General features: G+C 72.7%; 29 protein-coding genes, 1 tRNA gene and 1 pseudogene. 15 read left to right on the forward strand and 16 right to left on the reverse strand.

Translation table 11 applies throughout. From position 1 onward, the window contains the following. Window positions 1–63: 63 nt before the first annotated feature. Both O2W15_RS16865 and O2W15_RS16870 read right to left on the reverse strand, forming a co-directional pair. The gene (locus O2W15_RS16865) at window positions 64–1,278 is read right to left on the reverse strand and encodes a M20 metallopeptidase family protein (protein ID WP_269180207.1); all 1,215 of its coding nucleotides are present in this window, start codon (window positions 1,276–1,278) and stop codon (window positions 64–66) included. 38 nt (window positions 1,279–1,316) lie between these two features. Then, on the reverse strand, window positions 1,317–1,847 hold the full coding sequence (locus O2W15_RS16870) for a pirin family protein (RefSeq protein WP_269180208.1): 531 nt from the start codon (window positions 1,845–1,847) through the stop codon (window positions 1,317–1,319). Between the two features lie 117 nt (window positions 1,848–1,964). Between O2W15_RS16870 and O2W15_RS16875 the strand changes: the two genes are divergently transcribed. From O2W15_RS16875 to O2W15_RS16900, 6 genes are all read left to right on the forward strand, one after another. Continuing rightward, on the forward strand, window positions 1,965–3,131 hold the full coding sequence (locus tag O2W15_RS16875; RefSeq protein WP_269162047.1) for a PucR family transcriptional regulator: 1,167 nt from the start codon (window positions 1,965–1,967) through the stop codon (window positions 3,129–3,131). Window positions 3,132–3,280: 149 nt separating this feature from the next. Continuing rightward, window positions 3,281–4,483, forward strand: a complete 1,203-nt coding sequence (locus O2W15_RS16880; protein WP_269180209.1) for an acyltransferase domain-containing protein — start codon at window positions 3,281–3,283, stop codon at window positions 4,481–4,483. Further along, entirely contained in the window at window positions 4,480–5,448 is a 969-nt protein-coding gene (locus O2W15_RS16885) for a beta-ketoacyl-ACP synthase III (protein ID WP_269162045.1), read from the forward strand. Before O2W15_RS16880 ends, O2W15_RS16885 begins: the two co-directional genes overlap by 4 nt. 100 nt (window positions 5,449–5,548) lie before the next feature. Further along, a complete protein-coding gene (locus O2W15_RS16890) occupies window positions 5,549–5,794 on the forward strand; it encodes an acyl carrier protein (RefSeq protein ID WP_166757665.1) in 246 nt (81 codons plus the stop codon). Window positions 5,795–5,896: 102 nt separating this feature from the next. Then, the gene (locus tag O2W15_RS16895; RefSeq protein WP_269180210.1) at window positions 5,897–7,138 is read left to right on the forward strand and encodes a beta-ketoacyl-[acyl-carrier-protein] synthase family protein; all 1,242 of its coding nucleotides are present in this window, start codon (window positions 5,897–5,899) and stop codon (window positions 7,136–7,138) included. Window positions 7,139–7,232: 94 nt separating this feature from the next. Continuing rightward, the gene (locus O2W15_RS16900; protein WP_269162043.1) at window positions 7,233–8,648 is read left to right on the forward strand and encodes an acyl-CoA carboxylase subunit beta; all 1,416 of its coding nucleotides are present in this window, start codon (window positions 7,233–7,235) and stop codon (window positions 8,646–8,648) included. A 255-nt stretch (window positions 8,649–8,903) separates the two neighbouring features. Here O2W15_RS16900 and O2W15_RS16905 read toward each other — a convergent pair whose 3' ends face one another. After that, window positions 8,904–9,404, reverse strand: a complete 501-nt coding sequence (locus tag O2W15_RS16905) for a DUF3145 domain-containing protein (RefSeq protein ID WP_331253877.1) — start codon at window positions 9,402–9,404, stop codon at window positions 8,904–8,906. A gap of 296 nt (window positions 9,405–9,700) precedes the next feature. On the opposite strand from O2W15_RS16905, the gene O2W15_RS16910 reads away from it, so the two are divergent. Together O2W15_RS16910 and O2W15_RS16915 are read left to right on the forward strand one after the other, a co-directional pair. Continuing rightward, the gene (locus O2W15_RS16910) at window positions 9,701–11,176 is read left to right on the forward strand and encodes an arylsulfotransferase family protein (protein WP_269180211.1); all 1,476 of its coding nucleotides are present in this window, start codon (window positions 9,701–9,703) and stop codon (window positions 11,174–11,176) included. Between the two features lie 25 nt (window positions 11,177–11,201). Then, window positions 11,202–11,275 (forward strand) — tRNA-Ile (locus tag O2W15_RS16915). A gap of 171 nt (window positions 11,276–11,446) precedes the next feature. Here the strand turns inward: O2W15_RS16915 and O2W15_RS24075 are convergent. After that, a pseudogene (locus tag O2W15_RS24075) lies at window positions 11,447–11,656 on the reverse strand (tyrosine-type recombinase/integrase); the annotation flags it as partial. 164 nt (window positions 11,657–11,820) lie between these two features. Next, window positions 11,821–12,468, reverse strand: a complete 648-nt coding sequence (locus O2W15_RS16920) for a GAF and ANTAR domain-containing protein (protein ID WP_269180212.1) — start codon at window positions 12,466–12,468, stop codon at window positions 11,821–11,823. Window positions 12,469–12,815: 347 nt separating this feature from the next. On the opposite strand from O2W15_RS16920, the gene O2W15_RS24080 reads away from it, so the two are divergent. Continuing rightward, window positions 12,816–12,986, forward strand: coding sequence for a helix-turn-helix domain-containing protein (locus O2W15_RS24080; protein WP_442929949.1), 171 nt, complete (start codon window positions 12,816–12,818; stop codon window positions 12,984–12,986). 7 nt (window positions 12,987–12,993) lie between these two features. On the opposite strand, the gene O2W15_RS16930 is transcribed toward O2W15_RS24080, so the two are convergent. The 4 genes from O2W15_RS16930 to O2W15_RS16940 form a co-directional block, all read right to left on the reverse strand. Next, window positions 12,994–13,560 (reverse strand): hypothetical protein, encoded by a 567-nt coding sequence (locus O2W15_RS16930; protein WP_269180214.1) that lies wholly within the window; start codon window positions 13,558–13,560, stop codon window positions 12,994–12,996. Window positions 13,561–13,650: 90 nt separating this feature from the next. Next, entirely contained in the window at window positions 13,651–13,950 is a 300-nt protein-coding gene (locus tag O2W15_RS16935) for a hypothetical protein (protein WP_269180215.1), read from the reverse strand. Window positions 13,951–14,240: 290 nt separating this feature from the next. Beyond that, a complete protein-coding gene (locus tag O2W15_RS24085; RefSeq protein WP_442929950.1) occupies window positions 14,241–14,477 on the reverse strand; it encodes a helix-turn-helix domain-containing protein in 237 nt (78 codons plus the stop codon). A gap of 303 nt (window positions 14,478–14,780) precedes the next feature. Beyond that, the gene (locus tag O2W15_RS16940) at window positions 14,781–15,272 is read right to left on the reverse strand and encodes an SRPBCC family protein (protein ID WP_269162034.1); all 492 of its coding nucleotides are present in this window, start codon (window positions 15,270–15,272) and stop codon (window positions 14,781–14,783) included. Between the two features lie 386 nt (window positions 15,273–15,658). Between O2W15_RS16940 and O2W15_RS16945 the strand changes: the two genes are divergently transcribed. After that, window positions 15,659–16,732 (forward strand): heparin lyase I family protein, encoded by a 1,074-nt coding sequence (locus O2W15_RS16945; protein WP_269180216.1) that lies wholly within the window; start codon window positions 15,659–15,661, stop codon window positions 16,730–16,732. A 60-nt stretch (window positions 16,733–16,792) separates the two neighbouring features. On the opposite strand, the gene O2W15_RS16950 is transcribed toward O2W15_RS16945, so the two are convergent. After that, on the reverse strand, window positions 16,793–17,161 hold the full coding sequence (locus O2W15_RS16950; RefSeq protein ID WP_269180217.1) for a VOC family protein: 369 nt from the start codon (window positions 17,159–17,161) through the stop codon (window positions 16,793–16,795). 62 nt (window positions 17,162–17,223) lie between these two features. Here O2W15_RS16950 and O2W15_RS16955 point away from each other — a divergent pair, with 62 nt between their 5' ends. After that, window positions 17,224–17,682: a MarR family winged helix-turn-helix transcriptional regulator gene (locus O2W15_RS16955; RefSeq protein ID WP_269162031.1), complete on the forward strand. Its 459-nt coding sequence runs from the start codon at window positions 17,224–17,226 to the stop codon at window positions 17,680–17,682. A 50-nt stretch (window positions 17,683–17,732) separates the two neighbouring features. Here the strand turns inward: O2W15_RS16955 and O2W15_RS16960 are convergent, their stop codons facing one another. Genes O2W15_RS16960 through O2W15_RS16975 form a run of 4 tightly spaced genes read right to left on the reverse strand, consistent with a single transcriptional unit; the run spans window position 17,733 to window position 21,677 of the window. Then, on the reverse strand, window positions 17,733–18,569 hold the full coding sequence (locus tag O2W15_RS16960; protein WP_269180218.1) for an ABC transporter ATP-binding protein: 837 nt from the start codon (window positions 18,567–18,569) through the stop codon (window positions 17,733–17,735). After that, window positions 18,566–19,618: a FecCD family ABC transporter permease gene (locus O2W15_RS16965; protein WP_269180219.1), complete on the reverse strand. Its 1,053-nt coding sequence runs from the start codon at window positions 19,616–19,618 to the stop codon at window positions 18,566–18,568. Before O2W15_RS16965 ends, O2W15_RS16960 begins: the two co-directional genes overlap by 4 nt. Next, window positions 19,615–20,658: a FecCD family ABC transporter permease gene (locus O2W15_RS16970; RefSeq protein WP_269180220.1), complete on the reverse strand. Its 1,044-nt coding sequence runs from the start codon at window positions 20,656–20,658 to the stop codon at window positions 19,615–19,617. The genes O2W15_RS16965 and O2W15_RS16970 overlap by 4 nt, the downstream gene beginning before the upstream one ends. Continuing rightward, window positions 20,655–21,677 (reverse strand): iron-siderophore ABC transporter substrate-binding protein, encoded by a 1,023-nt coding sequence (locus O2W15_RS16975; protein ID WP_269180221.1) that lies wholly within the window; start codon window positions 21,675–21,677, stop codon window positions 20,655–20,657. The genes O2W15_RS16970 and O2W15_RS16975 overlap by 4 nt, the downstream gene beginning before the upstream one ends. Before the next feature lie 174 nt (window positions 21,678–21,851). On the opposite strand from O2W15_RS16975, the gene O2W15_RS16980 reads away from it, so the two are divergent. The 3 genes from O2W15_RS16980 to O2W15_RS16990 are packed head-to-tail and all read left to right on the forward strand — an operon-like array spanning window position 21,852 to window position 23,223. After that, on the forward strand, window positions 21,852–22,331 hold the full coding sequence (locus tag O2W15_RS16980) for a DUF2505 domain-containing protein (RefSeq protein WP_269180222.1): 480 nt from the start codon (window positions 21,852–21,854) through the stop codon (window positions 22,329–22,331). 51 nt (window positions 22,332–22,382) lie between these two features. After that, entirely contained in the window at window positions 22,383–22,775 is a 393-nt protein-coding gene (locus tag O2W15_RS16985; RefSeq protein WP_269180223.1) for a hypothetical protein, read from the forward strand. 52 nt (window positions 22,776–22,827) lie between these two features. Further along, window positions 22,828–23,223, forward strand: coding sequence for a hypothetical protein (locus O2W15_RS16990; RefSeq protein WP_269180224.1), 396 nt, complete (start codon window positions 22,828–22,830; stop codon window positions 23,221–23,223). Here O2W15_RS16990 and O2W15_RS16995 read toward each other — a convergent pair. Next, the gene (locus O2W15_RS16995) at window positions 23,211–23,669 is read right to left on the reverse strand and encodes a DUF5313 family protein (protein ID WP_269162023.1); all 459 of its coding nucleotides are present in this window, start codon (window positions 23,667–23,669) and stop codon (window positions 23,211–23,213) included. The two genes, O2W15_RS16990 and O2W15_RS16995, sit on opposite strands and share 13 nt — an antisense overlap. 143 nt (window positions 23,670–23,812) lie before the next feature. On the opposite strand from O2W15_RS16995, the gene O2W15_RS17000 reads away from it, so the two are divergent. Next, on the forward strand, window positions 23,813–24,295 hold the full coding sequence (locus O2W15_RS17000; protein WP_269162022.1) for a histidine kinase: 483 nt from the start codon (window positions 23,813–23,815) through the stop codon (window positions 24,293–24,295). A 12-nt stretch (window positions 24,296–24,307) separates the two neighbouring features. Here O2W15_RS17000 and O2W15_RS17005 read toward each other — a convergent pair whose 3' ends face one another. Beyond that, window positions 24,308–25,090: a hypothetical protein gene (locus tag O2W15_RS17005; protein WP_269180225.1), complete on the reverse strand. Its 783-nt coding sequence runs from the start codon at window positions 25,088–25,090 to the stop codon at window positions 24,308–24,310. Window positions 25,091–25,144: the final 54 nt, after the last annotated feature.

Below are 25,144 nucleotides of genomic sequence, written 5' to 3' on the forward strand. Positions count from 1 at the left end.
GTTGGTGCGGGGGGACAGCCGGTGATCAGGTGACCTGATCACTGCTGGGCCCGAGGTGACCGGTCAGCCGGCGAGGGCCCGGGCCGCCATCAGGGCGTACATGGCCACCCCGGCCGGGAGGGCGTCCTCGTCGAAGACGACCAGGTCGGAGTGGTTGCCCGGTGCGGTCGCCGGGTCGAGGTCCGGCGGGCAGGCGCCCAGGAAGGCCATCGCGCCGGGCACCTGCTCCAGCACGTAGGAGAAGTCCTCGGCGCCCATCAGCGGCGCCGCCATGACGGCACTGGCCTGCTCGCCCAGCAGCTGCGCGGCCACCGCGGTCACCTGGGCGGCCACCTCGGCGTCGTTGACGGTCACCGGGTAGCCCTCGACCCGGACGAACTCCGCGCGCAGGTCGTGGGCGGCGGCGACGTGCTCGGCGACCCGCTGCACCGAGGCCAGGACGTCGGCCCGCCGCTCCGGCGAGAGGGTGCGGATCGTGCCGTCCATGACCGCGAACGGCGGGATGATGTTGTCCTTGGTGCCCGCCTCCAGGTGCCCGACGGTGACCACGGCCGGGTCGAAGACGTCGACCCGGCGGGTGACCATCGCCTGCAGCGCCAGCACGATCTCGGCGGCGACCGGCACCGGGTCGGCGGCCAGGTGCGGGGTGGAGGCGTGCCCGCCGCGACCGTGCACGGTGATCCGGAACTGGTCGGCCGAGGCCATCATGGCGCCGGCCCGCACGTTGATCGTGCCGGTCGGGAACACCGTGGAGATGTGCAGCGCGAACGCGCCGCTGACCGGGGCATCGGGGACGACGCCGAGCAGCCCCTCCTCCAGCATGAAACGGGCGCCGTGGTGGCCCTCCTCGCCCGGCTGGAACATGAACACCACCTGCCCGGCCAGGCTGTCCCGCCGCTCGGCGAGCAGCCGCGCGGCGCCGGCCAGCATCGCCACGTGGGTGTCGTGACCGCAGGCGTGCATCGCCCCGGGCACCTCGGAGGCGAACGGCAGGCCGGTGGACTCGGTCAGCGGGAGCGCGTCCATGTCCCCGCGCAGCAGGTACGTGGGGCCGGGGCGACCGCCGCGCAGCACCCCGACCACCGAGGTCGTGCTGGTGCCGGTGGTCAGCTCGATGGGCAGGTCCCCGAGCGCGGCCAGCACCATCGCCTGGGTCGCCGGGAGCTGCAGGCCGACCTCGGGCTGACGGTGCAGCCGGCGGCGCAGGTCCACGGTGCGGTCGGCGTCGGCGCGGGCGGCGGCGAGCAGGTCAGCGGCGAGGGATGCGTCGGCAGGCATGCGGCCAGTCTGTAGCAGGGCTCAGCACCTGCACCAGGTCAGTCGGCCCAGGCCGGCCGGGCGGCGTCCAGCTGCCAGACCAGGACGGTCGCCGGGCCCTCGACCGGCCCGTCCCCCGGTTCCACGGTCACCTGGCCGTCGCGGGCGAGCACCCGCAGCCCGGGTGGCACCTCGGCGCCGGCCTCGCCCACCCAGAGCCGGGCGTCGGGCCGGCCGAGGTCGACCCACCCGGTCGGCCGGAGCAGGACGTCGTGCGCCGGCTGCGCCCCGGGGTCGGCGGCCCGCAGGTACGTCTGGACGACGTGCGCTCCCCCGACGCCGGCGACCTCGTCGTGCTCCAGCCCCCGGCCCGCGCGCAGGACGGCGACGTCGCCGGCCCCCAGCACGGCCTCGCGCCCCCAGGCGTGCCGCAGCGAGCCGGCGAGCACGACCGCCACCACGTCGACGTCGGCGTGGGCGTGCCGCCCGTACCCGGTGGCGGCGCCGAGCCGGTCGTCGGCCATCCGCAGCAGCGGGCCCAGCGACCCGTCCTGGGGGGCCAGCAGCACCCGGGACTCCAGCCCGCTCATCGGCGGGCCCCCGGACGGGCGGCGGGGACGGGATGACCCGGAGGAGCGGTGTGCACCGCTCCACGATCCCTGATGCTGGGTGCGCCGTGACACGCTGGTGGGATGGGAGCAGGTCCGGTGCGCACGCAGCCCTCGGAGGCGACGTTGCGCCGGCTCGAGCGCTCCTCGGGCGCCCTGGCCACCCAGGCGGTGGCCCGGATGGACGAGGAGCTGTCCTGGTTCCGGGCGATGCCCGCCAGCCAGCGGTCCTGGGTCACCCTGGTCGCGCAGGCCGGCATCGCGTCACTGGTCGAGTGGTGCCGCAACCCCGGCCGGCCGCCGCGGCTGACCGGAGAGGTCTTCGGCGCCGCCCCCCGCGAGCTGATGCAGGCCGTGCCGCTGAAGCGTTCGGTCGACCTGATCAAGGTGACCGTCGAGGTGGTCGAGGACCGGGTCGAGCAGGTGGCCGAGCCCGGCGACGCCGACCGGCTGCGGCTGACCGTGCTGCAGTTCAGCCGGGAGATCGCCTTCGCCGCGGCCCACGTCTACGCGAGCTTCGCCGAGAACCGCGGCGCCTGGGACGCCCGGCTGGAGGCACTGGTCGTCGACGCCCTGGTCCGCGGTGACCGCGCCGACGAGCTGCCCGGCCGGGCCGCGGCCCTGGGCTGGACGGAGACCGAGCCGGTCGTCGTCCTGGTCGGTTCGGCCCCGCCGGGTGAGGACGACGCCCGCGCCGCCGTCCGCCGGGCGGCCCGGTCGCTGGGCTGCGAGGTGCTCGTCGGGGTGCACGCCGACGAGCTGGTCGTCGTCCTCGGCGGTGCCGCCGACCTGGCCCAGATCACCTCCCGGGTGTGCCGCGAGTTCGGGCCCGGCCCGGTGGTGCTCGGCCCGCGGGTCGACTCGCTGGCCCACGCCGGGGAGTCCGCGACCGTGGCCCTGGCCGGGCTGCGCGCCGCCGCGGCGTGGCCCGGCGCGCCCCGGCCGGTCGAGGCCGAGGACCTGCTGCCCGAGCGGGCGCTGGACGGCGACCCGCTGGCACGGTCCGCGCTGGCCGACCGGGTGGTGGCGCCGTTGCAGGCGGCCGGCACCGAGGTGCTGGAGACCGTGCGCACCGTGCTGGGCAACGGGGGCAACCTGGAGGCCACCGCCCGCGCGCTGTTCGTGCACACCAACACCGTGCGGTACCGGCTCAAGCGGGCTGCCGAGCTCACCGGTTACTCGGCCACCGACCCCCGGGGAGCCTGGACGCTGCAGCTGGCACTGGCCCTCGCGCAGCTCGAGGGTGGCCGCTCCCTCTGGCACTGAGCGGCCGCCCGTTGTGGTCTCTCGGCCCGACACGCGGCGTCGGAGTCGGGTTGCCGGGCCCTCATTTGGAGGGATCCTCCAAGAAGAGGCTGTAGATCTTCGTGGGCGATGCCAGCCCGCGGAGGCTGCCGGGCTGGCACGGTGGACGCGTGTTGGCCGTACTCGCCCCCGGACAGGGTGCACAGAAGCCCGGGATGCTCACCGACTGGCTCGAGCTCCCCGGCGCCGAGTCCTTCTTCCGCTGGGCCGGTGCGATCGCCGACGCCGACCTCCTGGAGCTCGGCACCACCGGTGACGCCGAGGCCATCAAGGACACCGCGGTCACCCAGCCGCTGGTCGTCGCGATGAGCCTGTTCATCGCCCGCGAGCTCGGCGGGATGCCCGGTCCGGTGGTGCACTCCCCGCACGCCGGGCGGGACGTCGTGATCACCGGGCACAGCGTCGGCGAGCTGACCGCCGCTGCACTGGCCGGTGTCCTCTCCGTCGAGGCGGCGATCGCGCTGACCGCCGTCCGCGGCCGGGCCATGGCCCGCTCCTGTGCGCAGACCCCCACCGGGATGTCCGCCGTCCTCGGTGGTGACCCCGACGAGGTGCTCGCTGCCCTCGAGCAGCACGGCCTGGTGCCGGCCAACCGCAACGGCGGTGGGCAGATCGTCGCCGCCGGCCCGCTCGACGGCCTGGCCGCCCTCAAGGCCGACCCGCCGGCCAAGGCGCGGATCATGCCGCTGTCGGTGGCGGGTGCGTTTCACACCCACCACATGGGCTCCGCCCGCGCGGAGCTCGAGGCGCTGATCGGCGGGCTCCGCCCGGCCGACCCGAGCCGGCTCCTGCTCTCCAACGCCGACGGCGCCGCGGTCGACAACGGCGCCGAGGTGCTCTCCCGGCTGGTCAGCCAGGTCACCAGCCCGGTCCGCTTCGACGCCTGCCTGGCCACCCTGCGCGACCTCGGCGTCACCGCCGTGCTGGAGCTGCCGCCCGCCGGCGCACTGGCTGGCCTGGCCAAGCGCGAGTGGAAGGGCTCGGACATCGAGGTGCTGGCGCTGACCAGCCCCGCCGACCTGGACCGCGCCCGCGAGCTGATCGACGCCGAGCGCGGTCGGGCCGAGGCCGAGCACTCCCCCGACTGGCGCGTCGTGGTCTCCCCCGTCCGGGGCACCGTGCGCCCGGCCGAGGTCCCCGAGGGCACCCGCCTCCCTGCCGGGAGCCCGCTGGGCTCCGTGCAGAGCCGGCGCGAGGAGGTCAACGTCTCCACCGGCTACGACGGCGTCCTCGCCGAGTGGCTCGTGCACGACGGCGACCTCGTCGACGCCGGTGACCCGATCGCCCGTCTCTACCCGGAGGTGTCCGCGTGACCACCATCAAGCTGCGGGAAGGAGCCCCCGGCGCGAGCATCCTCGGCCTGGGCTCCTACCGCCCCCGCCGCCGGGTGACCAACGACGAGCTCGCCCAGGTGATGGACACCAACGACGAGTGGATCCAGTCCCGCGTCGGCATCGCCGAGCGCCGCTGGGCCTCCGAGGACGAGACGCTGGTCGACATGTCCATCGCCGCCGGCGGCAAGGCGCTGGCGGCGAGCGGGCTGGCGCCGGACCAGATCGACCTGGTCATCGTGGCCAGCGCCAGCCTGACCGCCCCGATCCCGGGCATCGGCCCGCAGGTCGCGCACCGGCTGGGCATCCCCCGCCCCGGCGCGTTCGACCTCAACGCCGGCTGCGCCGGGTTCTGCTATGCGCTCAGCGTGGCCGCCGACGCGATCCGCACCGGCGAGGCCACCAACGTGCTGGTGGTCGGGGTCGAGCGGCTCAGCGACGTCACCGACCAGACCGACCGCAGCACCGCGGTGATCTTCGCCGACGGGGCCGGGGCCGCCGTCCTGGGCCCGACCGACGAGCCCGGCATCGGCCCGGTCGCCTGGGGCAGCGACGGCGACCAGTACACCGCCATCGAGATCGCCGCCGGCCGCTCGACCATGACGATGGCCGGTCAGACCGTCTACCGCTGGGCCACCACGAAGCTGACCCAGACGCTGATCGAGGCGATGGAGAAGGCCGGCGTCACCGCCGCCGACATCGACGTCTTCGCCCCGCACCAGGCGAACCTGCGGATCATCGAGTCGATGGCCAAGAAGCTCGGCTTCAGCGAGGACACCGTGATCGCCCGCGACGTCGTCCAGTCGGGCAACACCTCGGCCGCCTCCGTCCCGCTGGCGCTCACCGCGCTGATGGAGTCCGGCGAGGCCAAGTCCGGCGACCTGGCCCTGGTGCTCGGGTACGGCGCCGGGCTCACCTTCGCCGGCCAGGTGCTGCGCCTCCCCTGAGGCGCCCGCCCGACCGACCACAGACCCCCGGGACACCCGTCCCGGACGAGGTGGGGACCCTTCCGGGCTCCCGCCACCGACGCCAGAGAGAGGACCCCGCGTGCCCAGCACCGCAGACATCCAGGCCGGTCTCGCCGAGATCCTGGAGGAGGTGGCCGGGGTCGCCCCCGCCGACGCCACCCCCGAGAAGTCCTTCACCGACGACCTCGACGTCGACTCGCTGTCGATGGTGGAGATCGCCACCGCCGTCGAGGACAAGTTCGGCGTCGCGATCCCGGACGACGAGCTCGCCAACATCAAGACCGTCGGCGACGCGATCTCCTTCATCGAGAAGAACCAGGGCTGAGGAAGGACCACCCTTCCCCCCACGCGGGCGCCTGAAGGGTGGCCGACCAGCTCCACCACCCGGCCGTCCGGCCAGACCCAGCTACTCCCAGGAGGAACGTCCATGAGCACCCCCACCGCTGACGTCGTCGTCACCGGGCTCGGCGCCACCACGCCCCTCGGTGGCGACGTGGCCTCCACCTGGGAGGCGCTGCTGGCCGGCCGGTCCGGGGTCAGCCGGATCACCGACGACTGGGCCAAGGACTTCTCGGCCCAGCTCGTCGCCCGGCTGTCCACCGAGCCTGCCGAGGTGCTGGACCGGGTGCGGATCCGGCGACTGGACCGCAGCCAGCAGGTCGCCGTGATCGCCGCCGAGGAGGCCTGGCGCGACGCTGCCGGCGCCGACTCCGGCGTCGCACCCGAACGGATCGCCGTCGTCTTCGGCACCGGCATCGGCGGCGCGGTCACCCTGCTCGACCAGGACGACATCCTCGAGGCCAAGGGCCCCAAGCGGGTCTCCCCCTTCACCATCCCGATGCTCATGCCCAACGGCCCCGCCGCTGCGGTCGGGCTCGCGGTCGGCGCCAAGGCCGGGGTGCACGCCCCGGTCAGCGCCTGCGCATCCGGCGCCGAGGCCATCCGCTGGGGGCTGGACCTGCTCCGCCTGGGCCGCGCCGACATGGTCGTCGTCGGCGGCACCGAGGCCTGCGTGCACCCGCTGCCGATGGCCGGCTTCTCCGCCATGCGCGCGATGAGCACCCGCAACCACGAGCCCGAGCGTGCCTCCCGGCCGTTCGACAAGGGCCGGGACGGGTTCGTGCTCGGCGAGGGCGCTGCCGCCCTCGTCCTCGAGCGCGCCGACGCGGCCAAGGCGCGCGGCGCCAGGATCCACGCCCGGCTGGCCGGTGCCGGCGGCACCGCCGACGGCTACGACCTCGTCGCCCCGCACCCCGAGGGTGAGGGTGCCGGGCGGGCGATCGCCGCCGCCATCCGGGACGCCGGGCTGACCCCGGCCGACATCGGCCACGTCAACGCCCACGCCACCTCCACCCCGATCGGCGACACCGCCGAGGCCTCCGCGATCCACGACGCCATCGGTGACCACACGCTGGTCACCGCCACCAAGAGCCAGACCGGGCACCTGCTCGGCGCGGCCGGTGCGCTGGAGTCGGTGTTCTCGATCCTGGCGCTGCGCGAGCAGATCGTGCCGGCGACCGCCAACCTCGACGACCCCGACGACAACGCCGCCGTCCAGGCCCTCGACATCGTCCGCCGCGAACCGCGGAAGGCGACGTTCTCCGCCGCGCTGAACGACTCGTTCGGCTTCGGCGGCCACAACATGGCCCTGGTCTTCACGACGGCGTGACGCAGGACCCCGCTGCCCTCCACCAGGCGCGACCTCGCAGCGGGACCCTGCAGCGCGGCCGCACCCTCCCGACCCGCGCTTCGAGGAGTTGCTCATGACCACCGTCTCCGCCGCACCGCCGACCACTCCCACCGTCGACCCGCGGGACCCCGAGGACCGGCTCGCCCGGTTCTTCGACCCCGGCTCGATGCAGTTGCTGTCGGCCCGGGACACCTCGGGGGCGCTCGCCGCCCGGGGCACGGTGGCCGGCTCCCCCGCCGTGGCCTACTGCACCGACGCCACGATCATGGGCGGTGCCATGGGGCTGGACGGCTGCCGGCACATCGTCGACGCGATCGACACCGCCCTGCGGGAGCGGGTGCCGGTCGTCGGGATCTGGCACTCGGGTGGGGCGCGGCTGGCCGAGGGCGTCACCGCCCTGCACGCGGTCGGTGAGGTGTTCGCCGCGATGGTGCGCGCCTCGGGGCGGGTGCCGCAGGTCTCCGTCGTCCTCGGCCCGGCCGCGGGTGGGGCAGCCTACGGGCCGGCGCTGACCGACCTGGTGATCATGGGCCCGGCCGGGCGGGTCTTCGTGACCGGCCCGGACGTCGTCCGCTCGGTCACCGGTGAGGTCGTCGACCAGGAGCAGCTCGGCGGCCCGGACACCCACGGCCGGCGCTCCGGTGTCGTGCACGTGGTCACCGACACCGAGGCCGAGGCGCTGGAGACCGCGCGCCAGGCCGTCGACCTGCTCGCCGCCCAGGGCACCTTCGCCCCGGCCGCCGAGGAGCCCGCCGTCGACCTGATGACCCTCCTCCCCGAGCAGCGCAACCGGGCCTACGACGTCAAGCCGCTGGTCGCCTCGCTGCTGGACTCCCCCGGGCTGGAGCTGCACCCGCGCTTCGCGCCCAACGTGGTGACGACGTTGGGCCGGCTGGCCGGCCGGACGGTGGGCGTGATCGCCAACAACCCGCTGCGGCTGGGTGGCTGCCTGGACTCCGCGTCGGCGGAGAAGGCGGCCCGGTTCGTGCGGATGTGCGACGCCTTCGGGGTGCCGCTGGTCGTGCTGGTCGACGTCCCCGGCTACCTGCCCGGCGTCGGCCAGGAGTGGGACGGCGTGGTGCGCCGAGGCGCCAAGCTGCTGCACGCCTTCGCCGAGGCCGTCGTGCCGCGGGTGACGCTGGTGACCCGCAAGTCCTACGGCGGCGCCTACATCGCCATGAACGCCCGCTCGCTGGGCGCCACCGCCGTGTTCGCCTGGCCGGGCGCCGAGGTCGCCGTGATGGGCGCGAAGGCCGCCGTCGGCATCCTGCACCGCAAGAAGCTCGCCGCCGCCCCGCCCGGGGAGCGGGAGGCGCTGCACGCCCAGCTGGCCGCCGAGCACGAGCGGATCGCCGGCGGGGTCAACCGCGCCCGGGAGATCGGCGTCGTCGACGAGGTCGTGGAGCCGACGCAGACCAAGCGCCGGCTGGTCGCCGCGCTGGCGGAGGCGCCCTCCGGCCGGGGAGCGCACGGCAACATCCCGCTCTGACGAAGGACCCCGTCCCACTCACCCCTCGCGCGCTCGGGGCGAGCCTCCGGACGGGGCCTGACGCACGACGGCCCGGCACCCTCCGTGGAGGGTGCCGGGCCGTTGTGCATGTGCGGGCCGACCGCCGGCCTCACCGCGCAGTCGCCGACCCTCCTCTGCAGCGTGAGGACGGCGGCGGTACCGCGAGTGCGGCTCGGCCCCGCTGCAGGGGCCCGCGCCGAGCATGCGAGGCGTGGGGGGCAGCGGGGCCCCTTTTCAGACGACCTGGTGCAGCCAGGTGGCCGGGGTGGCGTCGCCGGCGTACCGGTAGGCCTCCAGGTCGGCGTCCCACGCTGAACCGAGCAGGGCGTCGACGCCGTGCCGGAAGGCCTCCACCGAGGTGGCGGTCGCGGCCAGGTGCCGCAGCTGCTGCTCGCTGATGACCAGGTCACCGTTGGCGCTGACCGGCGACCGGTGCACGCCGTGCCCGGGCACGTAGGACATGCGCTCGCCGTCGTTGCCGTGGCTGGCCTCTTCGGTGACCTCGAAGCGCAGCATCGGCCACTGCTTGAGGGCGGCGACGAGCTTGGCCCCCGTGCCGGGCGCGCCTGTCCAGGCGATCTCGGCACGGTAGGCCCCGTGCGCCACGGGCTGGTCAGCCCATGACAAAGACACCGGCGCGCCCAGAACGCTCTCGAGCGCCCATCCGACGTGCTGGCAGAGCGCCTTCGGGCACGCGTGCACGAAGACGACACCCTGGGTTGACCGTCGCTGCACGGCGCACCTCCATCGACTCGACTGGTTCGTCTTCCCCAACGGACCTGTCGCGCGATGACTGCATTCGTACCTCGGCGGCTCCCGGAGCAACCGGTCGACAGTTTGCCTGATCGTGACCTTGCTGCGCCAGTGCGGAGCGGCGCAGATGAGACGTCTGGGACTGGAGTGGTCCAACGAGGCGGATGATCCAGCAGGTCAGGGGGTCGATCGGCGCGACACGTGGACATTCTGGGCAGAAATTGTCCATGGTGTCGACGGCGCCTGCGCGGATCTCCGGCCCCTGCGAGGATCCCCGCATGCCGCGAACCCGGTCCGTGCCCCTCGCGCTGTGCGCCAGCATCTCATCACTGGCGCTCGTCGCCGGCTGCGGCACGGACGGCGGCGCGGCGGAGGAAGAGGCCGAGGCCACGGTCGGGCCCGCGGTGCCGGCGTACGTCAGCCGCCCCGACCTGACCGCCCCCGACATCGAGATCACCCCGGCGGCCGCCGCACCCGAGGCGGACGGGTCGGTCGTCCTGCTCGGACCGAAGAGCGACGGCGCGCCGCTCAACGGCGTGCTGATCGTCGACGAGACGGGCGAGCCGATCTGGATCCACCCGACCGAGAGCCGCAGCTACGACGTCCGGGTGCAGGAGCTCGACGGCGAACCGGTGCTGACCTGGTGGCAGGGCACCAGCCCGGTGGTCGGGATGGGGCTCGGGGAGTTCGTCGTCGTCGACGACTCCTACCGGGAGATCGCCACGATCACCACCGGCGGCGAGGTCGAGCCGGGGCAGGCCGACATCCACGAGGGGCGGCTCACCTCCGACGGCACCGCGCTGATCGCCGCCTACGTCAAGGAGCAAATCGACCTCACCCCGGTCGGCGGCCCCGAGGACGGCTGGGTGTGGGACAACGTCGTCCAAGAGGTCGACGTCGACACCGGTGAGGTGCTGTTCTCCTGGCGGTCGCTGGACCACGTGCCGCTGGAGGCGACCAAGAGCGAGTTCTCCGACGACGGCGGCACCGAGGACCAGCCGTTCGACTACTTCCACGTCAACTCGGTCGCCGAGGACGCGGACGGGTCGCTGCTCATCTCGGCGCGGAACACCTGGGGGGTCTACGACGTCGACCGGGAGTCCGGCGAGGTGCTGTGGACCCTGGGCGGCGAGGAGAGCGACTTCGAGCTCGGTGACGGGGTCGAGTTCGCCTGGCAGCACGACGCGGAGCGGCAGACCGACGGCACGCTGACGCTGTTCGACAACCAGTCCGAGCCGGACATCGGCCCCACCTCGCGGGGTCTCCGGCTCGACGTGGACGAGCAGGCCCGGACCGCGACGCTGGTGACCGAGTACCTGCCGCCCGACCCCGACCGGTTGGCCGGCAGCCAGGGCAGCCTGGAGGTGCTGCCGAACGGCAACGTGTTCATCGGGTGGGGGTCGCGGCCGTACTACTCGGAGTTCGCCGCCGACGGCACGCTGCTCTGGGACGCCGCGCTGGGCAGCGGCGACAACTACCGCGCGTACCGAGCCGAGTGGAGCGCGACGCCGGCGGACCCGCCGGACGCGGTACTGGAGGACGGCGCCGTGTACGTCAGCTGGAACGGTGCGACCGAGGTCGCCTCCTGGCGACTGGTCGCCGGGGAGGACGAGGTGGCAGCCGAGGCCGGGGAGCCGGTCGCCCGGTCCGGGTTCGAGACCCGGCTGCCGGTGGACGGCGACCCGGCGTACCTGGCCGTCGAGGCGCTGGACGCCGACGGGCGCGTGCTGGGCAGCACCGTGCCGAGCGACTGAGGGCGACCGCTAGCGTGAAGGCCCTGGGGCGGTAGCTCAGCCGGTCAGAGCATGGGACTCATAATCCCTGGGTCGTGGGTTCGAGCCCCACCCGCCCCACCCAGGCTGACCTGCGGTTTTGTCCACCACTCCCCCGGCCTCCCGGCCCTCGGTGGACCCTGGTGGGCACACCGTGGGCACACGCGAGTCCACCGAGCGCCGGTGGGCACGCGGCACGAGCGCTGCGGACTGCTCCGCGGCCTCGCGCTCCACGTCCTCGAATACCGACGTGTAGACCTGCTCAGTGATCCCCGTAGACGCGTGGCCGAACAACTGGCTGGTGAGCTTCAGGTCCCGAGTCGCCCGGTAGGTCAGGGACGCCGCCAGGTGACGGAGGTCGTGCAGGCGGACCGGCGGCAGCCCGGTGCGGATCACCAGTCGGTCGAACCCTTGAGACACACTGTCGGGCACCAGGGCAGCCCCGTCGGCCTTGGTGAACATTCAAGCTAAAGCTGCGGCTGATGGCCAACGTGCCGATGCCGGATGAAGACGACATGCGGGACTAGTCGTAGCGAGAGCGCTAGATTCCGTGACGCCTGCCTGCCCGGGGGCAGGCGAAACCCCCCTGGCCCAGAAGGGGTGCTAGCTAACGCTCACCGAGGCGGTCAGTTGCGGCGTCGCGGCTGCAGGACCTCACCGGTCTGGACGAGGTGCTCAGCAACGTCGCGCAGCTTCCGGTTGAGCCCCTGCGAGGTGTGGGCGAGGAACTGGAAGGCCTGGTCTGCGGTGAACTTGTGCCGTTCCATGAGGATGCCCTTGGCCTGGTCGATGACCGCCCGGGACTGCAGCGCCACCTCCAGGTTGTCCGCGACGTCGCGAGCACTCTGGTACGCGTGCATGTTGTTGACCGCAACAGACGCGGCGCGGGCGAACTTGGTGGCGGCCGTCCGGACACTCTCATCGAACACCTGCGCCTCGGTGGCGTAGATGTTCAGTCCCCCCTTCAGGCCCTCCAGTGGCATCGGCACGGACAGAGAGCTGAGGCTGCCCCGTTCGACCGCCCGGACCATGTAGTCGGGCCACCGGGTTTCGGTCCGGGCGTCGGCGATCTCGACCAGCTCACCGGTAGTCGCGGCGTGCAGGCACGGGCCGTGGCCACGCTCGTACTGGGTCTCGTCGAGGTCCAGGGCGATCTGCCCGGTGTAGACGGCGGTCGCCGGCCGGCTGCCGATCAGGACAGAGATCGAGGCGTCCACGTACCGGGGCAGGGTCGTCTTCGTCTCGTCGACGACCGCCTGCAACAGCGTGTCCATCGAGTGCTCGCTGAGGAGCAACGAACTGATCCGATCGACAGCGGAGTCGGTGTCTGAAGGCAACGAGTTGCCGGTGCTGGGCACAGTGGTCACTTCCGGTGGTCACCGGGGGGCAAGTCCCCGCGGCATCAACACCCTTAGGTGTCCAGCTGGGATGCGCCGTTGTCTGACGCACCAAGGCCGTTGGGATGCGATCCCAAGACCGCTCCACGCTACCGCCACATCTGCGGCGGCGACGCGGCAGCACGGCCGGCCCCACCGGCCAGGCTCAGCCGATGGAGCCTCACCGTGGGCCCGTCTGCTTGAACAACCACTGGCTGACCAGGAACGTACGCGTCATCCGCAGCATGCCGACGCGGGTCGAGGCGTTCGTGCTCGAGCGGTACGCCGGCGGCCGGTCGCTGCGGGAGATCGCCGAGCTCACCGACCGGTCGTTCTCTGCGGTCCGCAACATCCTCGACAAGCACGGAGTGCGGCGGAGAGCGGCTGGCGCACTCAGACAGTGCTCTGGGGGATAGAAGCCAGCTAGTCGCTCTCTGTGGAGACGGAGAACCTGCGCGCTTCCTTGGACTGGGCCTTCTTGCCGGTGCCACTCTCCACTTCGCCACGCACCTCTATCACACCGCCCTTAGCAGTCTTGGCGATGTGCGGCTGACTTTCGATCAGCGCAACTCCATCCGTCATCAGGTCCGCCGGGAAGCTCCACATGGCCGACTCGCCAGGTTCCAGTCGCTTAGGGACCTTGTCCTCCCACGGCTCGGTAGTTGTCTGTCCGAACGACTGTCCCGTGTTGGTAACCAGGCGATAGCCATCCACCGACATGGGGAGTCGACCCTTGTTGCGGGCGACGATGAAGACGCGCTCCTGACTGAATCCCTGACCAGTGATGCCCTGCGTCAAGCCCTCCCACTTCCCAGCTGGCTGGGTCATGTACTGGCGAGTGAACGGATTGGCTGCGCCCATGAGTAGCTCGCATTCGAGCCGACTCCCCGAGAGGAAGAACGTCACCGCTTGCCAGGCCAGAGCGGTACCCGACATCAGGAACGCCAGCAGGGCGAGAACGAAGGTCGCCGCATCTAGGTCGGATGGCACCCCCAGACTTCTACGCGACCCTGCCGACAAGACCGCTCTGCGCCCCCTGCCGGGGCATGGTCGGCAGGGGGTGCAGCACGTCAGTCGAGCTCAGCCAGCCAGGTCTGTGGCAGCCGTGGCCAGGAGCGTGGCCAGCCCGGCAGCCTGCTGCCGGGTGAGCTCCTCGTCCTGCAGCCACACACGGGCCCGCCCAGGGCGACGGACGCGGACGAGGTCATCTCGGCGCAGGCGCACGTGGTACCCCGCGGCCTTGCGCTCCTGGCCGTAGTGGATGAGCCCCTCGTCCGGGGTGCCCTGGTCGTACCCGTCGTGCTTGACGCACCACGTGGGGCACATGTCGGTCTTCGGCTGAAGAGTCTTTCGGTCGGTGCCGATAGCGTTCTTCGTCATGGTCCTCAACCTCCAGTGGTTGTGGATCTAGGGCCCGTCGTCAGCGCCAACTGCCGGCGGGCCCGCCTCATCTCAGCCAGTCGGCGGAGACGTGTCTGTGGGCGGCTCAGTGGCCGCGTGCCCGGATTCGCGCTGTGCAGTGATGAGGCGTTCCAGCTCGTCCACGGGTGGGCCACCGGGGCGGCACGCGGCCTCGGCTAGCTGGCGCGGGGTCATCGCGTCCTCTGCGGCGCAACCGGCGGCCCATGCGGCACCGGCGGCGGCGATGCACTCCTCGCGGGTCGGGCGGATCATGACTTCCTCCGAGGCCGATCGCTTGTGCGTGAGGCGATGAAGTCCTCGAGTGCCTCCCGAGTGACACGGGTGCGCGCTCGTTCCCTGCCGGTCCCGACATCGCAGGTCTGCAGCTCCCCGGCCGAGATCAGCCGGTACACCGACTTGTCGGAGATGCGTAGCTCCTCGGCCGCTTCCGCGACGGTCAGCACCATGTGCCGGCGCCCGGAGGCGCTGGTCGGGGTTGTCGACATACGAGGCAGGCTGGCGGATGGGTACGACAGGTGGGCACCTGGTGGGCACGATCGCGCAGGACACCCCCGCTCAGCCGCGACCGGCAGCGAACTAGGACAACGCTCTGACCTGCTAGAACGTTCGGGATCGGTCACGATCGACCACCGCCGACACCCGGTCGACCGGTCTCACAATCCCTGGGTCGTGGGTTCGGGCCCCACCCGCCCCACCACCAGGCAGTACGCGGGTTCTGGATCCCGTGACCGGGTGCGCCGAGCAGCTGCCGATCTCCGTTGACGATCGTCGGTGCTGATCGCGGCAGATCAGCTCTGCCCTTCGCGGACGTCCTTCCCCTGTTCGGCGAACTCCTTGAAGTCCTGCATGTGCTGTTGCGACTGCTTGCGGAAGACGCCGGGCATGAGAAGCCCCATCAGTCGCATCAGCAGACCGCTGAACCGGTACTCGCTCTCGCTCTCCCAGAGCGTCGTCTCTGGACCGGCTTCGGTCAGCCGATCGCGCACGACGCTCCACATGCCCGCGCCGACGATCTCGCGGTCGAAGTGGACGACGATCCCTTCGGGGATCCTCTGCAGGTCTGCCGGCTCCCGGCGTGTGATCGTCTCGGTGACTTCCATCTCCCGCTGCCCCGACTGCATCACGACCCGCGACCTGGTTCCGAGCTGCCCGTGGGTCCCACTCAGCGGCTCGTGCAGCACCAGGCCCCGCAGCCACTTCGGGAAGTGTGCCGGGTCGGCGAGCAGCTGGGCCACGCCCTCCCGCGGCAGGGCGATTTCGATCGAGTTGATGTGCTTCATGGCGCGTGCTCCTCCGGTGTGGGACGACATGCCGTTCGTGCCACTCGTCCTGCCTCCTCGACGGAGAGGTCTGAGATCCCGGTCGCCACTCATACAAGACAGGTCTGACATCTTGCCTCGCGTCCGTGGTGTCGGGGGCCCGCCCAGCTGAACCGTCGAACGCGCGACGGCCTGGCTTCGCCGTCCTCCGCGAGCGCTCCGACGCTGCAGAAGCCGCGGACGACGTGGCACACCCCGTGCACTCGGCGACTGCCCACTCGTCGGACGGGTTGCCGGAGGTCTCCCCCGGACGGCTGACGGGCGCTCCGCTTCCTCCCGGACCCAGCCGATACCTACATCGCCACCCGTCCGGGCGTGGCTCACCCCCATGCCTGAACAGGACCCCGATGCTGCTCTCCCCCACCCGCCGAGCTGCCGCCGTCGGCGCGCTCGCACTGGCCACCCTCCTCACCGGCTCCACCGTCGCGAACGCCGCCCGCGAGGACCGCCCGACCGCCGTCACCAGCGCTGGGTCCGACGTCCAGGTCACCACCGAGGGTCCGCGGGGCCAAGCCAACAAGAAGCCCAAGGCCACCGAGCCGGCCGCGCCCACCACCAGCGCACCCGTGGAGGAGCCGCCTCCCGCCACGACGGCCCCGGCGCCCACCGCCGCACCCACCGCGGCACCGGAGCCGGCACCGACACCGGCGCCCGAGCCGACACCCACGCCGACAACCGAGCCGACCGCGGAACCGCAGCCGGTCGCCGCCGGCCGTGGCCCGGCCGGGAACACCGTGCTGTGGTCCGACGACTTCGAGAGCGGCCTGGACTGCGGCGTGTGGGTGCACGTCCAGAACCACGAGACCGCCGCGTCGTCCAGCCTGTGCCCCGGGTGGGCGGCGGAGGGTTCGCCCACCCGCACGACGTTCCCCACCATCGACGGGAGCCGGGTCGCCCGCTTCGAGCTGCGCCAGGGCGACCGGTCGGCTGGCGGAGAGCGTTCCGAGCTGTCCCCCTCCTCCGCCGACAGGTCGGCCACCGCCCTCACCGAGGGCTTCGAGGGCTGGTTCCAGCAGCGGCTCATGGTCGACCCGTCCATGCAGCAGGAGCAGAACGGCCGGTTCTACATCCTGACCCAGTGGCACACCGGGATCTCCTCCCCCGCGATCACCCTGGGCCTGTCCGACGACAACGACCTGCTGCTCCGCGTCGGCATGGAGGGCAAGAGCCAGGTCCTGGTGCCCGCCGGTGAGTTCGTGCTCGGCGAGTGGTTCGACGTGAACGTGCACTTCGTGATGTCCAACGACCCGGAAACGGGCGGGGCCGAGGCCTGGGTCGACGGAGTGCAGCGGGCCGGCTGGCAGTACGGCCGCACGATGATGGACTCCGGGTCCTACCTGAAGATCGGCCAGTACCGCGACTCGCAGGCCGCCACCGGGATCACCTACGTCGACGACGTCGTGCTCTCCACCAACCGCTGACCATCGCCGTACGTGAGGCGCTGGTCAGCGCAGCTGCCGAGCGAGGTGAGCACTCATCGATCAGGCGCGGTCGTGGAGGGTGACCTGGTAGCCGTCGGGGTCGGCGAAGGTGAACGTCCGGCCGAAGGGCCCGTCGATCGGCGCGGAGACGATGGCGTGGCCGTCGGCGACGAGCTCATCGTGGATGGCCTGGACGTCGGTGGCGTGCAGCCAGATCGCGGCACCGATCCCGGGCTGGGCGACGGAGGCGAGATCGGTGCCGGGGACGACGTCGCGGAGTGCGAAAGCGATCGGCTTCGTGTCGAAGACGACGGCGTGCGGAGGTCCGGCCGGCGAGCGGACGAGGCCGAGGTACTGCTCGTAAAACGCCTGTGACGCGTCGAGGTCGCGCGCCTGGAGCGAGATGAAGTCGGGGCCGGTGACGGGCATGGTGTCGCTCCTTCGTATGTGTCAGGTTCCTGACATGAAGGAACGTATGTCAGGATGCTGACATGAGTCAAGACGGTGTCGGCGTCGACCTGGAGACGTCGCTGGGCTACCTGCTCAAAGAGGCATCCAGTGCTCTCCGTGTGGCCATGGAGGACGTGCTCCGGCCGCTCGGGATGAACGTGACGCGCTACGCCTGCCTCGAACTGCTGGCCCAACGACCGGGCTCGTCGAACTCCGAGCTCGCGCGCGGCGCGTTCGTGACCCGGCAGTCGATGAACGTGCTGCTCCAAGCCCTGGAACGAGAGGGCTACGTGACCAGGCCCGCGGAACCACCCGTCGGGAAGGCCCTGCCCACCCGGCTCACGCCTCGCGGCCGGCGGAGCCTCGAGGAGGCGACCGCAGCGGTCCGGTCCGTCGAGGTCCGGATGCTCACCGGCCTGACCGATCGCGAGCAGTCCGACGCCTTCCGGGTCCTGCAGAAGATGGTCCGCTCCCTGCGAGATGGCGACGACGTCGCCTAGCTCCTCCCCCGGCGCCACATCTCGTCCCGCCCGGACAGGCGTCAGCCCGGTCAGCTCCCGGGTGTGCCCTGCAGGACGTCGGCGCGCGGGGCGGTGTGATGGCGGCCCATCGGCAGCATCAGCGGCTTGCCCGAGGTCGGGTCGACGATCACCTGGCTGTCGAGGCCGAACACCGCGCGCACGCACTCCTCGGTGAGCACGGCCTCCGGGGTGCCGGCCGCGTGGATCTGTCCACCCGACAGTGCGACCAGGTGGTCGGAGTAGCGGGCGGCCAGGTTCAGGTCGTGCAGCACCATCACGATCGTCGTCCCGCGGGTCCGGTTCAGGTCGGTCAGCAGGTCGAGAACCTCGATCTGGTGGGCGACGTCGAGAAACGTGGTCGGCTCGTCCAGCAGCAGCAGGTCGGTCTGCTGGGCCAGCGCCATCGCGATCCACACCCGCTGGCGCTGCCCGCCGGAGAGCTCGTCGACGGCCCGGTCGGCCAGCGGTGTCGTCTCGGTCGCGTCGAGGGCGGCCGCCACCGCGGCGTCGTCCTCCTTGCTCCACCGGGAGAACACCCGCTGGTGCGGGTGCCGCCCCCGGCCGACGAGGTCGGCGACCGTGATCCCCTCCGGCGCGATCGGCGACTGCGGCAGCAGACCGAGCGTGCGGGCCAGCTCCTTGGCCGGCAGCCGGTGCACCGCCTTGCCGTCGAGCAGCACCCGACCGCTGCGCGGGGCCAGCAGCCGCGACATCGAGCGCAGCAGCGTCGACTTCCCGCAGGCGTTCGCCCCGACCACCGCGGTGATCCGCCCCGGCGGCACCAGCAGGTCCAGGCCCTCGATGACGGTGCGCTCGCCGTAGGCCAGCGTGAGGTCCTCGGCTGCCAGCGAGTGGGTGGCGGTCACAGGGAGCCTCCGGTGCGGTTGCTGCGGACGATCAGGTAGATGAGGTACGGCGCCCCGAGCACGCCGGTGATCACGCCGACCGGGTAGCGGGTGCCGAACGCGTACTGGCCGCACAGGTCGGCCACGAGCACGAGCAGCGCCCCGACCAGCGCGGCGGGCACCAGCAGCGAGCCGTTCGGCCCCACGAGCCGCGCCGCGATCGGACCTGCCAGGAACGACACGAACGCGATCGGACCACACGCGGCGGTCGCGAACGCGAGCAGGGCGACCGCGGCGACGATCGCGATGACTCGGGTGCGCTCCACCCGGACGCCCAGCGCGGAGGCGGTGTCGTCGCCCAGCTGCAACGCGGAGAGGTTCCGCGTCTGCCCGAGCAGGACCGGGCCGAAGACCAGCAGCGCCACCAGGGCCGGCACGGTGGCCTCCCAGGTGCTGCCGTTGAGGCTGCCGGTCAGCCAGCGCAGCGCCTCCGCGAAGTCCCAGGCCCCGGCCTTCGACAACACGTAGGAGGTGACGCTCTTGCCCATGGCGGCGACGCCGATGCCGATCAGGATCAGCCGGGTGCCGGCCACGCCGTCCTTGAACGCCAGCGTGTAGATCAGCAGGGCCACCCCGAGCGCCGACACGATCGCGGTGACCGACACCGCCGTGCCGGACCAGCCCAGGATGACGATCGCGAAGGCCGCCGCGGCGCTGGCCCCCGAGGTGATGCCGATGACGTCGGGGCTGGCCAGCGGGTTGCGCAGCATCGTCTGGAACGTGACGCCGGCCAGACCGAAGCTGAGCCCGGCCACGACCGCGAGGACGGCGCGCGGCAGCCGCAGCGTCCCGACCGTGAAGGACGCCCCGGGGACGTCGGAGCCCAGGACGACGCGGAGCACGTCGCCGGGCGGGTAGAAGGTGCGCCCCACCATCAGCGTCACCACGAAGGCCACCAGGACGGCGAGCGCGAGCAGGGTGATCACCAGCCGCCGGCGCGCAGCACGGCGGACGCGCCCGCGGGCGACGGTGTCGACGGTCGAGGGCGCTGGGGTGACGACGGCGGTCACAGCTCGCGCACCTTCTGCCGGCGGACGATCGCGATGAAGAACGGGGCGCCGATGATCGCGGTGAGGATGCCGACGTCCAGTTCGGTCGGGCGGGCCACGATCCGGCCGAGCACGTCGGCGCCGGTCAGCAGGCACGCGCCGGCGATCGCGGAGAAGGGCAGCAGCCAGCGGTGGTCGACGCCCACCAGCAGCCGGCACAGGTGCGGGACGACGAGCCCCACGAACCCGATCGGCCCGGCGGCCGCGGTGGCGGCGCCGCACAGCAGGACCGACCCGAGCGCGGCAACGCCCCGGGCGAGGGCGACCCGTTCCCCGAGGCCGGCGGCGAGCTCGTCGCCCAGCGCCAGGGAGTTCAGGCTGCGCGCGGACAGCAGGCTGACGACCAGCCCCACGAGGAGGAACGGAGCCACGGTGCCGATGCCGGAGAAGGTGGCACCGCCGACACCGCCGATCTCCCAGGACACGACGTTCTCCACGATGTCGCCGCGAGGCAGGGCGACCGCGGTGATGAACGAGGTGAGCGCGGCCGAGGTGGCCGCGCCGGCCAGGGCGAGCTTGAGCGGGGTCGCCCCACCCCGGCCCAGCGAGCCGACGGCGTAGACGAAGACCGCCGCGACGCCGGCGCCGACGATCGCCGTCCAGACGATGCTGGTCGCCGAGAACAGGCCGAACCAGGCGATCCCGGCGACCACCGCCAGTGAGGCGCCCATGTTGATCCCGAGCACCCCGGGGTCGGCCAGCGGGTTGCGGGTGACGCCCTGCATGACCGCACCGGACAGGCCCAGCGCAGCACCGACGACGACCGCCAGGACCGTGCGCGGGATCCGCTTGGTCACCGCCGCCTGCCCGATGTTCTCCGTCGACCCACCGAGCGCGGCGACGATGTCGGACCAGCCGACCCCGCGGGAGCCCACGGCGACCGAGAGGGCCATCAGGGCGACCAGCAGTCCGACCACGACCAGCAGCCAGAGGAACCGGACCGGCCCCGGGCGCCGCACGACGGCGGCGTCCGGGGCCGGGGTGGCCAGGACCGAGGTCATGCTGCCTTGTCAGCAGCCTCGGCGAGCATGGCGACGTAGTCCTCGAGCACCCAGGAGATGGCCAGCGGCGTCGGGTTCGCCGCCGTGCCCAGCGGGGTGTCGGGGAGCAGCACGATCGACCCGTTGGCGACCGCCGGGATCTGCGACAGCAGCGGGTCGGCGTTCAGCGCGTCGACGAGCTCCTGGCCGCCGTAGGTCACGATGATGTCGACGTCGTCGAACACGTCGACCTGCTCGGCGCTGACCGTCCCGGAGAACTGCTCGCTGTCGGTGGAGGCCTCGGCCACGCTGGACGGGGTGGACAGACCGAGGTCTTCGAAGAAGGCGCTGCGGGTGTCGTAGGGCGTGTAGTAGCTGACCTCGCTGAGGTCGGCGGTGTCCACGTGGGTGAGGAACATCGTCGACTTGCCCTCCAGCTCGGGGTGCTCGGCGACGGTGTCGGCGATGTCCTGCTCGATGTCGGCGATGAGCTCGTCACCCTCCCCGGCCATGCCCATGCCGGCGGCGTTGACCTCGATCATCTCCCGCCACGGGGTCGCCCACGGCGCCTCCGGGTAGGCCACGACCGGCGCGATCTCGCTCAGCGTGTCGTAGTCCTCCTGGGTCAGCCCCGAGTAGGCGGCGAGGATGACGTCGGGGTCGGTGTCGGCGACCGCCTCGAAGTCGATGCCGTCGGTCTCGTCGAACAGCACCGGGGTCTCGCCGCCGAGCTCCTCGAGCCGCTCGGAGACCCACGGCAGCATGCCGTCGCCGTCGTCGTCACCGAAGTTGGCGGCGGCCATGCCGACCGGGACGACGCCGAGGGCCAGCGGCACCTCGTGGTTCGCCCAGTTCACCGTGGCCACCCGCTCGGGCTCGGACTCGATGGTCGTCGTCCCGAAGGCGTGCTCGACGGTGATCGGGGTGAAGTCCGCGGCGGCGTCGGTCTCGACGGTCGACGAGTCCGACGAGCAGGCGGCGAGGCCGCCGACGAGCAGTGCTGCTGTGGAGACCGTGACCAGTCTCGGGGCGCGACGCATGGGGTCCTTCCGGGTGGTGGTACAGCGCCCGTGCGGCACGACGCGTGGCCGGCGAGACGAGCAACTGAGGTTTGCCTAACGCAACTTAGGGTGCGCTTGCCCAGTTGTCGATCACGAGCTGGTCACAGTGCGGTCGACCCGGCGCGGACGGCGCGCACCGCCGACGATGGGGTGGTGCCCATCGACTCCACCAGCAGCTACCCCGCCACCCCGGACGCCGTCCTCGCGCTCCTGACCGACGAGCAGTTCCTGCGCGACCGCGCCGCGACGCTGGGCGCGCAGGTCCAGGAGGTGACCGTGGCCGGGACCAGCACCACCACCCGGCTCGCCGCCCCCACCGCCGGCATCCCGCCGGTGTTCGCCCGCTTCGTCGGCTCGTCCGTGGCGGTCGTGGAACGCAGCGCCTGGAGCCCGGACGGCGCCGGCGGCCACCGCAGCGAGCTCGACGTGCGGGCCGAGGTGTTCGGCCGGGTCGTCCAGGTCACCGGTGAGCGGCGGCTGGTCCCGGACCCCACGGGCACCACGTCGACGGTCACCGGCGACGCCACCGTCGACGCCCCGCTGATCGGCCGACAGGCGGAGGGCGCGGTGCGGGAGCTGGTCACGGTGGTGCTGCGCAAGGAGGACGAGCTGCTCCGCCGCCGACTGGGGTAGTTCGCACGGCGGAGAGGTGCAGACCACGACCTCTAGAGCGAGAGTGAGCCCATGACGTCCAGCGACGACCTCGGCCCGGCCAGCCCGCCTCCTCCCCCGACGTTCGGCCTGGTCCCGGCCGTCGTCGCACTGGTGCGCCTGCCCTTCGACCTGCTCGTCCTGATCGGCTACACGGTGCGCCAACTCCCGTTCCTGATCCAAGACGTGCGCAGCACGGTCAACGGCGTCGCGCGCCTGGTGAGCCACGGCGAGCAGAGCGGCTCGCTGCGGGAGCTCATCGACTCCCTCGCCCGCGCCGCGCGAGCCGACAGCGCAGGCGCGCTCGCGCACCTGCTGCGCTCGTCCGGGGACCTGTCGGCGGTGCAGGCCGAGATCGAGCGGCTGCGGCTCGAAGCGGCCCGGGCCGGGGACCTCGACGTCCTCCGAGGCGTCGGCGGCAGCTGACCGAGCCCGCTCTCCGGCAGGAGTGTCGGTCGCCTCGGCGAGGATGGCGGCCATGGTGGCCTTCTTCCTCCCGCGAGCCAGCGACGACGAGCAGGCCGAACGGCTCTACGAGGCCCTGGCCGAGTTCGCCGGCTGCGAGCCCGCACCGCCCGGGCAGCGGGTGCACTCGATCGCCTTCGGGCAGGAGGGCGCCCAGTGGGTCGCCGAGGTGGGCGAGCAGCTGTCCGGCCGCCGCACGACCCAGCAACTGCGCCGCGGCGAGCTGATCGAGCGCACCGAGGAGCTCTCCTCCCCCACCCGGGTGCTCGCCGTCTACCCGGGGACGCCGTTCGTCGTCGTCACCGACGCCCAGCCGATCACCGGCGCCTCGTCGGAGTGGGCCAACCCGTTCACCGCCGCGCCCGACCAGGTCACCTGGTTCGACGCCCCGGGGGCTCAGCGCCCCTGACGCTCCCGGTAGCGGGCGGCCCGCTTGTCCGCTGCCGCCCGCCGCCTGGCGGTCTGCTCGGCGTCCCGGCCGGCCTGCGCCCGGTCGCGGACCGTCTGGGCGGTGCCGACCGGGTAGCCGGCCTTCTTCACCCGGTTCTCGGTCGTCTCGGTCATGTAGGCGAAGGAGAAGATCAGCCCGAGCAGCAGGCCGCCGAGCGCGGTCATCCCGCGGATCCAGAACGGGCCCGGGACGAGCAGCAGGACCAGCGCGATCGGCACCGCCATCTGCACCACCGCCCGGAGCACGTGCCGCCAGCCCCACGTGGCGGTCGTGGTGTCGTGCAGCACCCAGCTGGCGTGCCGCTCGGGCAGACCGCCGCCCATCGCGTACCAGAGCCAGCGCAGGACGCCGGGCCGGACCGGTTCACCGGTGGGCCCCTGTCCCGCGGACCTGCTCGTGGCCATGCCCTGCACGGTACCGACGGTCGGCCACCCCAGCCGTCGCCGAGGGTGAGCGGAAGACCACGGTACGGTGAGTTCCCGCCGGTACCGGATCGCCCCCGTCCGCGGACGTTGACGACTGCCGGAGGAGGCGGATCATCGGGAGCATGGTCCCGCTCGTCGTGGACGACGTCGTCCCCTTCGAGGACTGGAGGGCGGCCGCACGGGCCTCGCTCGCGTTCCTGCATCGCACCGTCGGCCTGGACGTCTGGATGGTCACCCACCTCCAGGAGCCCTCGCAGGTGGTGCTGTACGCCCACCCGCAGGAGGTCATCCCGCAGGGCACGGTGGTGCCCTGGCAGCAGAGCTTCTGCCACTCGATGGTCAGCGGGGTCGGGCCCCGGGTCGCCACGGTCGCGGCCGCGACCCCGGCCTACCGCGACCTGATGACCGGGCACGCCGAACGGGTGGCCGCCTACATCGGCGTCCCGCTGGTCACCCGCGAGGGCGCGGTGTTCGGCACCCTCTGCGGCGTGGCCTCCCGCGCCCAGCCCCGCACGCTGACCCGGCACCTGCCCCTGGTCGAGATGACCGCCCGGATGCTCAGCAGCCTGCTGCCCGACCCCACAGCCGAGGGCCCGCCCGACTGACCCCGGGGCCGTTCAGCGGTGGCCGGCCGCCCGCAGTGCCTGGACGCACCCACGTTCCAGCGCCCGTTGTCGCCGCACCCGCGCGCGCAGGCCCGGCACCGGCTCCAGGGCCCGGTCCTCGGCCGGCTGCACCTCGGTGAGCCGGCCGTCCGCGGCGTGGCCGCTGGTCACGTGCACGGTCCACCGCTCGACGTCGGGCACCGACAGCTCCTGACCGACGAGCACGGCCGGTCCGCGGACGTCGGGCGGTGCCCCGGTCAACGACAGCGGGTCGGCGTCCCAGTCGATGACCCGGACGGTGCGCACGTGCAGCCCGTCGTCGTCGACCGCGAGCACCGCGTCGGCCGGGCCGTCCCGGCGCCCGCCCGGGACGACGTCGACCGGGTCGAGCAGCAGGACCAGCCGCGGCAGGTACCACCAGTGCTCCCGGCGCAGCATCGGTGAGTCCGCCAGCGCCCGGGACGGCGGGTGCTTGCGCAGCTCCTGGTCCAGCAGCTGCTCGGTGAACAGGCTGCCGTCGCCGTCCTCGACCAGGGTGAGCCGCCCGGTGGCCACCAGCGGCTCCCAGCCCGGGCCGGTCAGCCGCGGGTCGGAGAGCACCAGCGCCGCCTCGCCACCCGCGGCGGCCGCGCGCGCCGCCTCGACCTGGGCCCAGGGCAGTGCCACCGCGGGCCGGTCCCCCAGCCACAGCGGCACCACGCCCAGTGCGCCGGGTGGCTGCTCGCTGCGCCGCCACACCAGCTCGGCGACGCCGGCGGAGCGGACCGCCGCGCCCAGGGTCGTGGTGCCGGTCACAGCAACTGTCTACTCTTCGCCCTGCGGTGGCCGCTCGGCCGCCCAGGACGTGGG

The organism is Modestobacter sp. VKM Ac-2979, assembly GCF_026967995.1.
In the GTDB taxonomy this organism is placed as follows: Bacteria; Actinomycetota; Actinomycetes; order Mycobacteriales; family Geodermatophilaceae; genus Modestobacter.